The 11004-nt window shown below is 74.0% G+C and carries 9 protein-coding genes; 3 read left to right on the top strand and 6 right to left on the bottom strand.

Going from position 1 to position 11004, the window contains the following annotated elements; all coding sequences use genetic code 11:
* Positions 1 to 141: 141 nt before the first annotated feature.
* On the bottom strand, positions 142 to 801 hold the full coding sequence (locus tag AC0682_RS13445) for a DUF3017 domain-containing protein (protein ID WP_478532862.1): 660 nt from the start codon (positions 799 to 801) through the stop codon (positions 142 to 144).
* Positions 802 to 823: 22 nt separating this feature from the next.
* Complete coding sequence (locus AC0682_RS13440) at positions 824 to 1705, bottom strand: bifunctional methylenetetrahydrofolate dehydrogenase/methenyltetrahydrofolate cyclohydrolase (RefSeq protein ID WP_478532861.1); 882 nt, start codon at positions 1703 to 1705, stop codon at positions 824 to 826.
* 251 nt (positions 1706 to 1956) lie between these two features.
* Between AC0682_RS13440 and AC0682_RS13435 the strand changes: the two genes are divergently transcribed.
* On the top strand, positions 1957 to 2598 hold the full coding sequence (locus AC0682_RS13435) for an RDD family protein (RefSeq protein WP_478532860.1): 642 nt from the start codon (positions 1957 to 1959) through the stop codon (positions 2596 to 2598).
* Between the two features lie 100 nt (positions 2599 to 2698).
* Here the strand turns inward: AC0682_RS13435 and AC0682_RS13430 are convergent, their stop codons facing one another.
* From AC0682_RS13430 to purN, 3 genes are all read right to left on the bottom strand, one after another.
* Positions 2699 to 4234 (bottom strand): DUF2079 domain-containing protein, encoded by a 1536-nt coding sequence (locus AC0682_RS13430; RefSeq protein ID WP_478532858.1) that lies wholly within the window; start codon positions 4232 to 4234, stop codon positions 2699 to 2701.
* 161 nt (positions 4235 to 4395) lie between these two features.
* Positions 4396 to 5949 (bottom strand): bifunctional phosphoribosylaminoimidazolecarboxamide formyltransferase/IMP cyclohydrolase, encoded by a 1554-nt coding sequence (gene purH / locus AC0682_RS13425; RefSeq protein WP_254811873.1) that lies wholly within the window; start codon positions 5947 to 5949, stop codon positions 4396 to 4398.
* Complete coding sequence (gene purN / locus AC0682_RS13420; RefSeq protein ID WP_254811874.1) at positions 5936 to 6592, bottom strand: phosphoribosylglycinamide formyltransferase; 657 nt, start codon at positions 6590 to 6592, stop codon at positions 5936 to 5938. The genes purH and purN overlap by 14 nt, the downstream gene beginning before the upstream one ends.
* 260 nt (positions 6593 to 6852) lie before the next feature.
* On the opposite strand from purN, the gene AC0682_RS13415 reads away from it, so the two are divergent.
* Positions 6853 to 7731, top strand: coding sequence for a hypothetical protein (locus AC0682_RS13415; RefSeq protein ID WP_478532855.1), 879 nt, complete (start codon positions 6853 to 6855; stop codon positions 7729 to 7731).
* Here AC0682_RS13415 and AC0682_RS13410 read toward each other — a convergent pair.
* Positions 7721 to 9421, bottom strand: a complete 1701-nt coding sequence (locus AC0682_RS13410; RefSeq protein WP_478533030.1) for a cell division protein PerM — start codon at positions 9419 to 9421, stop codon at positions 7721 to 7723. The two genes, AC0682_RS13415 and AC0682_RS13410, sit on opposite strands and share 11 nt — an antisense overlap.
* A gap of 126 nt (positions 9422 to 9547) precedes the next feature.
* On the opposite strand from AC0682_RS13410, the gene AC0682_RS13405 reads away from it, so the two are divergent.
* Positions 9548 to 10885: a helix-turn-helix domain-containing protein gene (locus AC0682_RS13405; RefSeq protein WP_254811875.1), complete on the top strand. Its 1338-nt coding sequence runs from the start codon at positions 9548 to 9550 to the stop codon at positions 10883 to 10885.
* The last annotated feature ends 119 nt before the right edge of the window (positions 10886 to 11004 follow it).

Below are 11004 nucleotides of genomic sequence, written 5' to 3'. Positions count from 1 at the left end.
TTCTCTGGGGGTTTTGTTTTCTCCCCCCCGCCCCCTGTCTTGTTTTCCCCGTTTCTTTGGGGGGGGGGGGGGGGGCTCCCCCGCCACCCCCCCCCCCCCCCCCCCCCCCCCGGTCCCACCGCCGTCGGCGGCCGTGCCGCGTCAGCGGATCGTGAAGCGGACCGCGTCCTCCAGGATCGGCACGTCCAGCCACGGTCTCGGCTGCGCGACCAGTGCGAGCAGCACGATCAAGGTACCCATCAGCCCGTACGTCACCAGGTCGGTGAAGCGGGACCGCACCGCGAGCATGCCGACCGACGGGACCAGCCAGCGCAGCACCGCCCCGGCGATCAGGGCCGCGCCGATCAGGATGATGCCGATACGGAACGCCTCGGCGAACGGGTCCAGCGCCACGATCAGCAGGCCGACGCCCGCCGCGGAGATCACGGAGAGCAGCGGCCACTGCCGGGCCGGGGCGGGCGCGTCGCCCGGTGCGGCCCGGCCACCGCCCTCGGGACGCGCGGTGTCCCGCGTGAAGAGCGGGAACCGCCGGGACTTACGGGGCGGGGGCGCCGACCCGCCGGGACCGGCGTCCGAGGGCTCCGCGCTCGCGGGCTCGGCACCCCCGAGCGCCCCGCTTCCGGGTGTCCCGTTCCGCGCCGCCGGGTTCCCGCTGTCCGCGTCCGCGCTACCCGCACCCGGGTCGGCCCCCGGAGAACCTGCCTGGGGAGAGCCGCCCTCCCGGGAAGCGCCCTCCGCGTCGCCGCCCCCCGGCCGGTCGCCCGCCCGCGCGGGGTCGGCCGGGCTCGTACCAGCACCCATGGGTTCCCTCCGGATCCGGCCGTCAGCCCGCGGCGGCCGCGTCGGCGGCCTCGGCCGCGGTCCGCTCGGCCGCCTCGACCACGTTGACCAGGAGCTGTGCGCGGGTCATCGGGCCGACCCCGCCGGGGTTCGGGGCGACCCAGGCCGCCACCTCGCGCACGCCCGGGTGCACATCGCCGACGATCTTGCCGTTCTCGTCCCGGCTGACGCCGACGTCGAGCACGGCCGCGCCCGGCTTGACGTCCTCGGGCTTGATCAGGTGCTGGACGCCCGCGGCGGCGACGATGATGTCGGCCTGGCGCAGGTGCGCGGAGAGGTCCCGGGTGCCGGTGTGGCACTGGGTCACCGTGGCGTTCTCCGACTTGCGGGTCAGCAGCAGCGGGATCGACCGGCCGATGGTGACACCGCGTCCGACGACCACCACATGCGCCCCGTCGATCTCCACACCGTGCGCGCGCAGCAGCTGGACGACGCCCTGCGGGGTGCAGGGCAGCGGGCCGGTCTCGTTCAGGACGAGGCGGCCGAGGCTCATCGGGTGCAGCCCGTCGGCGTCCTTGGCCGGGTCCATCAGCTCCAGGACGCGGTTGGTGTCGATGCCCTTGGGCAGCGGCAGCTGGACGATGTACCCCGTGCACGCCGGGTCGGCGTTCAGCTCCCGTACGACGTCCTCGATCTCCTCCTGGGTGGCGGTGTCGGGGAGTTCGCGCTGGATGGAGCCGATGCCGACCTCGGCGCAGTCGCGGTGCTTGCCGTTCACGTACCAGCGGCTGCCCGGGTCGTCCCCCACGAGCAGGGTGCCGAGGCCGGGAGTGATCCCCTGGGCCTTGAGGGCCGCCACACGGACGGTCAGATCGGATTTGATCGCGGCAGCGGTGGCCTTGCCATCGAGAATCTGGGCAGTCATGGCCCCATCCTCGCGGATGACCCCGCCCGCATACCAATTGCCTGTGCCCCACCTGTGCCGCACCGGTGTGCCAGACGTGTCCCCGGTGTGGCCGAGATTGCACTTGCACAACGTCCGGCGCCCCGGACTGGACAAACACGGGTCGCGCTTACAACGATGAAGCCCGCGGTTGTACGGGGGGCGGGCCGCTGAACGTCGTCCTTCCTCCGTGTGGCCCCCGTCCCCACACGTCTGTTGAAGGAACACCCCATATGAGCTTCGGCGACCCGAACAACCCGTACGGGCAGCAGCCCGGCCAGCCTCCCCAGGGCCCGCCGCAGGGACAGCCGGGCTACGGCTACCCCCAGCAGGCTCCCCAGGGCGTTCCCCAGCAGGGTTACGGCTACCCGCAGGGCCAGCCGGGTTACCCCCAGGCGGGGTACCCGCAGCAGCCCGGCCAGCCCTACGGCGGGGGCTACTCCCAGCAGCCCGGGTACGGCAGCGGTATGCCGCAGCTGGCGCACTGGGGTCTGCGGGCGGGAGGCCTGATCATCGACGCGCTCGTGATCGGCGTCCCGTACGGCATCCTCGTCGGCATCGGCGGCGCCATCGGTGACGCGGCGGGCGGCATCATCATCCTGCTCGGCGTCCTGCTGATGTTCGGTCTCGTCATCTGGCAGCTGTACCAGGAGGGCACCACCGGCCAGACGATCGGCAAGAAGGCCGTGGGCATCCGCGTGCTGCGTGAGGCCGACGGCCGCCCGCTGGGCTTCGGCATGGCCTTCGTGCGCCGTCTGGCCCACTTCCTCGACAGCATCGCCTGCTACATCGGCTGGCTCTGGCCGCTGTGGGACGAGAAGAAGCAGACGTTCGCGGACAAGGTCTGCTCCTCGGTGGTCGTCAAGACCGGCTGAGGCGCCCCGCACCCGACAGGAACCGACGTGAAGGCCGCACCCGTACGGAACGGGTGCGGCCTTCACGTGTGCCGAAGCGGGACCGGCTCCGCACGCCCGCTCAGTCCTTGCGCACGCCCGGGATCTCCGCCGGCTCCGGCGTCGTGCGCTCCATCACCACGAAGCTGCCGCCCCGGTGCTTGAGCCGGTAGCGCGCCTCGGGGTGGAGCTGCTGGGCGTAGGCCACCGGGTCCTGGATCGGGCGGGACCAGCCGAAGTCCAGGTTGATGGCGACGATGTCGGGCGCGGTGCCCGGGGCACCGCCGATCCAGTAGACGGTCCGGTCCGAGGTGAGGTGGGCCATGAGCGTGATGTCCGTCTCGACCCGCGCCCCGACCGGAATGGCCTTCAGCGCCGCCCGCGCCGCCTCGCTGCGGGCGTCGCCGACCGCGCTGTAGGTGTCCGGGCGCAGCAGGTCGCGCAGCGGCAGGTGCTGGGTCATCGCCACGGCGATCGCGGCGGCCACGGGGAGGGCGGCCTTCGCGTACGAGGAGAGCCAGGGGCGGTTCGAGGCGCGGCTGCGGCGGACGCCGTCGGCCATCGCCAGGAAGAGGACCGGCATCAGGATCGCGCTGTAGTGCCAGACCATGCCCCAGTGGTTGCTGTCCTGGGAGAGCAGCCGCCAGCCGAGCGTGGGGATGATGAGCAGCGTCAGGGGCGAGCGCAGCGCCATGAACGCGGTGATGCCGATGAGGAAGACCAGCATCTCGATCTTGACGGCGGAGTTTAGGACGCCGAGGACCGAGTCCAGCATCGAGACGTCCTGGTCGCCGTTCTTGTCGATCTTCTGCCAGTAGTCGTACGTCCCCGCGCTGCTGGCCGCCGGGATGAGGACGACGAGGGTGACCACGAAGGCGGCCACCCCGAACGCGGCGAGCAGCGCGCCCTGGAGGCGGCGCCCGTACACGAAGAGCAGGAAGCCGACGACGGCGACGGTCGCGCCCAGGTCCTCCTTGACCAGGACCAGCGGCAGCGACCAGAGCAGGGCGGCCGTGTACCGCTTCAGGAGCAGGGCGCGGCAGACGAGGGCGAGGAGCGGGACGGCGAAGGCGATCTCGTGGAAGTCGGACTTCACCGCCTCCTGGATGCCCCAGGAGAGTCCGTACGCGACCGTGGCGCAGAGCCCGGAACGGCCGCCGAGCAGTTGCTGCGTGGTGCGGCCGACGATGACCGCGCCCAGCGCGAAGAGCGCGGCCTGGGCGAAGAGCAGGGACTCGGCCGAGGGCCAGAGCCAGTAGAGCGGGGCCAGCAGCGCGACGATCGGCGAGAAGTGGTCGCCCAGGATCAGATAGCCGGGACCCTTGATGTCGACGATGGGCGCCTGGAGGTTCGCGTACGCCCGGACCTCCTGCTCGAAGATCCCGAGGTCCCAGGAGGGCGAGCCGAAGCGGGCGTACTGGAGGTAGGAGTAGAGGAAGTAGAGCCCGCACAGGACCGCGCCCGCGATCAGATACGGCCACAGGGGTACGGGGTCGGCGGCGGGGGCCGCCGCCCGGTCCGCAGAGCCGTCCGCGGGGCGGGCGTCCGGCCCGGTCCCCTGGACGGGCAGCCGCCCGGGCTCCGACCGGTCCGTTCCACTCTTGTTCAGCTCAAGCACGGTGACTGCTCCCGCTGGGGATTCCTGCTCTTCTTCGGCCACGGCCGCTCGACCGGACACGGCCGTTCATTAGAACAGAGCGGCGAGGCGGTTCCGTACGACGGACACGGCGAAGACCGCACCCCGGTGCGACGGGGTGCGGCCTCGGGTCCTGATCAGGATCAGTGGAAGAAGTGGCGCGTCCCCGTGAGGTACATCGTGACGCCCGCCTTCTTCGCGGCCTCGATCACCTGCTCGTCGCGGACCGAGCCGCCGGGCTGGGCGACCGCCTTGATACCGGCGGCGGTGAGGATCTCCAGGCCGTCGGGGAACGGGAAGAAGGCGTCGGACGCGGCGTACGCGCCGGTCGCCCGCTCCTCGCCCGCCCGCTCGACGGCGAGCTTCGCGGAGTCGACCCGGTTGACCTGGCCCATGCCGACGCCGACCGAGGCGCCGTCCTTGGCGAGCAGGATCGCGTTGGACTTGACCGCGCGGCACGCCTTCCAGGCGAAGGCCAGCTCCTTCAGCTCCGCCTCCGAGAGCGCCTCGCCGGTGGCGAGCGTCCAGTTGGCCGGGTCGTCGCCCTCGGCCTGGAGGCGGTCGGTGACCTGGAGGAGGGCACCGCCGTCGATGGGCTTGACCTCGGTGGTGGCGGCCGGGGCCTCGGGGGCGCGCAGGACGCGGATGTTCTTCTTGCGGGCCAGCACCTCGACGGCGCCGTCCTCGTAGGCGGGGGCGACGATGACCTCGGTGAAGATCTCCGCCACCTGTTCGGCCATCTCGACCGTCACCGGGCGGTTGACGGCGATGACCCCGCCGAACGCCGAGAGCGGGTCGCAGGCGTGGGCCTTGCGGTGCGCCTCCGCGACATCGGCACCGATCGCGATGCCGCACGGGTTGGCGTGCTTGATGATCGCGACGCACGGCTCGTCGTGGTCGTACGCGGCCCGGCGAGCGGCGTCGGTGTCCGTGTAGTTGTTGTACGACATCTCCTTGCCGTGCAGCTGCTCGGCCTCGGCCAGGCCGCCGGAGCCGGAGGTGTAGAGGGCGGCGGGCTGGTGCGGGTTCTCGCCGTAGCGCAGGACGTCCTTACGGGTGAGGGCGTCGCCCAGGAACTCCGGCAGGCCCGAGTCGTCGGCGGGCGCGTAGCCGTCCACGAACCAGGAGGCGACGGCCACGTCGTACGCGGCGGTGTGCTGGAACGCCTCGGCGGCCAGCCGCTTGCGGGCGGTGAGGTCGAAGCCGCCGGCCGTCACGGCCGCGAGGACGTCCGCGTACCGCTCGGGGCTGGTCACGACGGCCACGGAGGGGTGGTTCTTGGCGGCGGCGCGGACCATGGAGGGGCCGCCGATGTCGATCTGCTCGACGCACTCGTCGTCGGAGGCGCCCGAGGCGACGGTCTCCTTGAACGGGTAGAGGTTCACCACCACCAGGTCGAAGGGCTCGACGCCCAGCTCGGACAGCTGCTCGCGGTGGGCGTCCAGGCGCAGGTCGGCGAGGATGCCGGCGTGGACGCGGGGGTGCAGGGTCTTGACCCGGCCGTCCAGGCACTCGGGGAAGCCGGTCAGCTCCTCGACCTTGGTGACGGGGACCCCGGCGGCGGCGATCCTCCCGGCGGTGGAGCCGGTGGAGACGAGTTCAACGCCCGCTCCGTGCAGACCGCGGGCGAGGTCTTCGAGCCCCGTCTTGTCGTAGACACTGACCAGGGCGCGGCGGATGGGCTTATTCACCGACATGACCGAGATGAACCTTTCGTCCCTCAATGCGATGGCCGTCACGGGCGATCCGCCCCACGGCCTCGACGAGCAGCGAGCGCTCGACTTCCTTGATGCGTTCGTGGAGGGCGGCTTCGCCCTCCGGGGTGTCCTCCTCGGTCACCTCGACCACGCCCTGCGCGATGATCGGACCGGTGTCGACACCGTCGTCGACGAAGTGGACGGTGCAGCCCGTGACCTTGACGCCGTACGCGAGCGCGTCGCGCACGCCGTGGGCACCGGGGAAGCTGGGCAGCAGGGCGGGGTGGGTGTTGACGGTCCGGCCGCCGAAGGCGGCGAGGAACGCCGGGCCCACGATCTTCATGAAACCCGCGGAGACGACGAGGTCGGGGCGGTGCTCGGCCACGGCCGCGGTGAGCGCCGCGTCCCACTCGGCCCGCGTGGCGTGGTCCTTGAGCTTGCACACGAAGGTGGGGATTCCGGCCCGCTCGGCCCGCTCCACCCCGCCGGTACCGTCCCGGTCGGCGCCGACGGCGACGATCCGCGCCCCGTACGCCGCCGGGTCGTCGCCGATGGCGTCGAGCAGGGCCTGAAGGTTCGTACCGGATCCGGAGACCAGCACGACCAGCCGGGCGGGGCCGGCGGAGGGGGGCGGGGAGGCCACGTCGGGGCCCTTTCTCGCGTGGTGGAGCGCGGTGACGCAGGTGCGGGATGCTCTTTGTAGGGTCGTACGAAAGAATCGCTTCGCCCGATACGGGGAACCCTACGAACGGGCCGACCGTCAGCAACGATACCGGCACACCCGACGGCCCCCACGGGACGGGGGCCGGGCCGGAGGGTAGCGTCTGGGGACAGCGAGCCGTCCGCCGGGCGGACGACCGCCCCCCGGGGCGGACATGACGAGATGGGGAAGACGTTCACCACATGCCGGACCGACGCCGTCGCACCGCCTTCCGCCTTCCGTTGCCCGCGCGGGCCGCTCTGCTGACGCGGGAGCGCCAGTCCTCCTCGCCGGACTCCCCCGGCGCCTCCGGTTCGTCCGGCTCCTCCGGCTCCTCGTCGCCGGAGACCCCGCCCACGCCGGCCGAGGACAATCCGTTCGCCCCGCCGCCGCCCGGTCGACCGGACCAGCCGTGGCAGCCGCGCCACCCCTCCGGGTCGGACGGGAACGGCAAGGGCGACGGCGAGGACGAGGGCTCCGGCAACGGCCGGCCGTCCTGGGGCAGCCAGTGGAGCAGCAGGCAGCCCGGCCGGGGCGGCGGCGGCTTCGGCGGCCGCTCCGGTGCCAACAGTCCGGGCGGCAAGGGCGGCCCCGACGGCTCCCCCGGCGGCATGCGCTGGGACCCCACCGACCCCGTGCAGCGGCGCGCCCGCTACGCACTGCTCGGCGGCATCTGGGCCGTCTTCTTCGCCCTCTTCGACTTCCCCGAGATCGCGCTGCTGCTGGGCGCGCTCTCCGTGTACTGGTCCGTCAGCTCGCTGCGGGCCGCGCCCGGGAAGCCGTCCGCGACGGACCGTACGGTGGTCGGCGGCGCCGCGGCCCCGCCCGCGGGCGAAGGGGGCGCCCCGGCGACGGCCGCCCCGGACCGCACCGGCGACCGCCGCCCGCAGACCACGGCGGCGATCAGTGGTCTGGTGACCGCGTCGCTGGCCCTGATCATCGTGATCACGACGTTCACCGTGCAACTCGTCTACCGCGACTACTACACCTGCGTGAACGACGCCCTGACCAAGACCGGCGCGCTCTCCTGCAACGAGCATCTGCCGAAGCCGCTGGAACCGCTCTTCGGCGTCAAGGAGTAGTGCCCCGGGCGCCCTGGCCGTCGTTGTCGGCGGGGGGTGCTGACGGGTCGTCGGTGCGCAGGGCGGCCGGGATGCGCGCGGGGAAGTCGGCCATCAGGCCGCCGGAGCCCTGCTTGAGGGAGGCCCACCGGGCCTCCCTCCCTTCTTCCCCCTGCCGGCCCTTCCCCTGCCGGTCCTTCTCGTGCCAGGGGTCGGTCGGCAGGAAGTCGTACGGTCCGAGACCCGCGTCGTCGCGGTCCATGGCGTCCTCCACGGCGCCTCCCTCCGACGCGGCGGCAGGCTCGGGCGCGGCCGGGGCGGACGGGGCGGAAGCCCGGGTGTCCCCGCTGGCCGCACGCTTCGGCTCGACGGGAGCCGCCTCCCTCCCCTGTCCGTCCTCCTTCTTCTTCTTCCCGGTCTCTTCCGGTGCGTCCCTGCGCCAGGTCCACCCCTGTTCGCGCAGCCGCCACGCGCGTACGAGCAGCGCCGCCGGTACGCCGACGGCCGCCGTCCACGCCAGTGCCGCCGGTCCCGCCAGCCACCACACGGGCCCGAACGCGCCGAGCGCCCGTGTCCCCAGCGGGCCGCCCGCCGCCGCCGTGAGCAGCGCCATGACGGCTCCGCACCCCAGCGCGGCGAGACCGGTGACCAGCGCCGTCTCGCGCCGGCTCCAAGCCTGGGCGCGCGGACCACCGGCGGGGGCCGCCCGGCGCAGGACGCACCAGGCTGCCGCAAGCGCGGCCGCGAACGGCACCGCGCAGGCCGCCCAGTTCAGCGGCGTGGCCGGGCCCGGGTCCGGGACCGCCGCCAGCAGCGGGAAGTCGGGCACGGCCGGGGTCCCGGACAGGCCGAGCGGGGTGGCCGTGCCCCCCGTACCGAGGGCGAAACCGGGGCCGAGCCCGTACGCGGCGCCCCACAGCGCGGCGTTCGGTACCAGCGCCACGGCGAGCAGCAGCACCGCCGACCGCCCCGACCAGTCGCCGGAGAGCACCAGGAAGGACTCCTGCGCCGCCGCCGCGTTCCGCCCCAGGGCCACCGCCACCACGAGCGCGCCGCCGCCGAGCAGCACCGCCGCACCCGTCGCCGCCGCCCGGCACGCGGCCTCGGCCCGGTCGCGGAAGAGGGTCCGCGCCATGGCCTCGTGGAGCACCAGGGGCGCCCAGGACGGCAGCGGTCCGAACGGGCGTCCCGCCGCCGTCCACACCCCGGCCGCCGCCGCACCGGCCACGACCAGCGCCACCGGGAACGCCAGCGTGTGAGGCACCACCCGCAGCGACCCGCCCTGTGCGTAGACCGCGGCCCCGGCCACGACCAGCAGATATCCGGCGGTCACGGCGCAGAGCACCCCGGCCCGCGGGGGCCTGTGCCCGCCCTCGTCCGGCTCCGCGGCATCGCGCGCCGCCCGGTGCGCCAGCCAGACGGGGCCTGCCACCAGGAGCAGCGGGATCACGCCGACCGGGGCCGGTACGCCGCTGAGGGTGTCGGGTCTGACGAGTTCGGCGCCGTGCGCGAGCAGCCAGATCCCGGCCGTCGCCCGCAGCGCGCCCCCGGGTCCGTCGTCCGGGTACGGGGAGCTGATCCAGAGGACCGTCACCAGCACGGCCAGCGCACCGAGCCCCAGCCCGGCGGCGATGGCACCCCGCAGCAGGGCGGAGGCCAGGATGAGGGTCCGGGTCCGTGCGGGCGGCAACATCGGGCTGCGTTCGGTCATTTGGGTCACGGCGCCCATGCTCCCAACGACACGCGCTTATGTCGCGTAACGCGCGAACAGCCACCGTGTCGCTCAATATACGTTTATGTACTTTTTCTCCCAGTGCAGCGCTGCCGGGGGTCGTCCATGACCCGGCGCACCACCGACGAGGCCGCCGCACCGCCTCTGCCCTCCCCCAAGGAGCGCCGCAGACTGCGCGAGGCGAAGGCCCTGAGCGAGGAGCAGGTGGCGGAGGCCGTGGGCGTCACGCGCGCCACCGTGCGCTCCTGGGAGACGGGGCACACGAGCCCGCGCGGCCGCAAGCGCGCACTGTACGTCAAACTCCTCGCACCCGACCGGCGCCCGGCACCGGGAGCGAAACCACAACCGACCCCGGCGCCGGACCCGGCCACCGCCCCGGCAGGACCCCTACCCGCACCGGCCCCCGCGTCGACAGCGCCCCCACCGGAGTCCGCCTCGACCTCGGCCGCCCCGACCACCCCGGTGGCCCCGGTGACCCCACCCGCACCGCCCGCGTCGTCCGTCCCGGCGGCCCCTCCCCCGCCCCCCGAAGCTGCGCCCGAGCCCCAGTCCGCGCCCGCGTGCGAGCCCCGGTCCGGGGCAGGGGCCGGGTGTGGCGCCGGGACCACGCCCGACGTCCCCCGGCTCTCCCCCGAAGAGGCGTTCGACGCGCTGTACGCCCACGCCGCCCCCGGTCTCGTACGGCAGACCTATCTCCTCACCGGCCGCCGCCGACTGGCCCGGGAGTCCGTCGAGCGGGCCTTCCAACTGGCCTGGCACCGCTGGCCCGAGGTGGCCGTGGACCGGGACCCGGCCGGGTGGGTGCGTGCGGCGGCGTACGAGTACGCGCTGTCCCCCTGGCACCGGCTGCGCCGCACCCACCGGAGCCCCGACGCCCCGCCCACCGAACCGGCCGCACGGGCCCTCTTCGAGGCGCTTCTCGCACTGCCTCCGGCCTACCGGCGCACCCTGCTCCTCTACGACGGGGTCGGCCTGGACCTGCCGGAGACCGCGGCCGAGACGGAGGCGTCCACCCCGGCGGCGGCGGGCCGGCTGGAGGTGGCGCGGGCCGCCCTCGCCGAACGGCTGCCCGAGCTGGCCGCCGCCGGCTCGCCCGCCGAACAGTCCGAGCTGCTCCACGACCGGCTCGGCGGACTCGCCCGCGCCGAACACGTCCCGACCCCGTCGCCCGCCCGGACCGTCCGCACCGGCAGCGAGGACAAGGCGCGGCTGTGGACCCGGGCCGCCATCGCCTTCGCCGCGCTGCTCGTCGGCGCGACCGCGCTCACCCTGCACACGGCGCCCACGCACTACGAGCCGCCGATCGCACCCCCCGAACGGGTCGGGGGCGTACCGCCGCGCGGTGGTCCGCAGAAGCTGACCGCGCAGGACCTGAAGCTCCGGAAGTCGCTGAACGAGCAGTTGGCACACGGCCCGGAACGGCTGGTGCCGGAGCTCCGCTGAGCGACGGCGGCCGACGGCGTACGCGAACGGCGCGGGGGGGGGGGGCGGGGGGGGGGGGGGGGGGGGGGGGGGGGGGGGAGGGGGGGGTGGTGGGGGGGGGGGGTGGAGGGGGGGGGGGT

This window comes from Streptomyces sp. NPDC043746 (genome assembly GCF_056436485.1).
The sequence above is the reverse complement of the archived record's forward strand: the minus strand, read 5'-3'. Positions and strand labels throughout refer to the sequence as shown.

Excerpts from the sequence above, each read along its gene's own strand:
- AC0682_RS13435 (WP_478532860.1), top strand. The coding sequence starts at position 1,957 with ATGAGCTTCGGCGACCCGAACAACCCGTACGGGCAGCAGCCCGGCCAG.
- AC0682_RS13415 (WP_478532855.1), top strand. The coding sequence starts at position 6,853 with ATGCCGGACCGACGCCGTCGCACCGCCTTCCGCCTTCCGTTGCCCGCG.
- purH (WP_254811873.1), bottom strand. The coding sequence starts at position 5,949 with ATGTCGGTGAATAAGCCCATCCGCCGCGCCCTGGTCAGTGTCTACGAC.
- AC0682_RS13445 (WP_478532862.1), bottom strand. The coding sequence starts at position 801 with ATGGGTGCTGGTACGAGCCCGGCCGACCCCGCGCGGGCGGGCGACCGG.
- AC0682_RS13440 (WP_478532861.1), bottom strand. The coding sequence starts at position 1,705 with ATGACTGCCCAGATTCTCGATGGCAAGGCCACCGCTGCCGCGATCAAA.
- AC0682_RS13410 (WP_478533030.1), bottom strand. The coding sequence starts at position 9,421 with ATGACCGAACGCAGCCCGATGTTGCCGCCCGCACGGACCCGGACCCTC.
- AC0682_RS13405 (WP_254811875.1), top strand. The coding sequence starts at position 9,548 with ATGACCCGGCGCACCACCGACGAGGCCGCCGCACCGCCTCTGCCCTCC.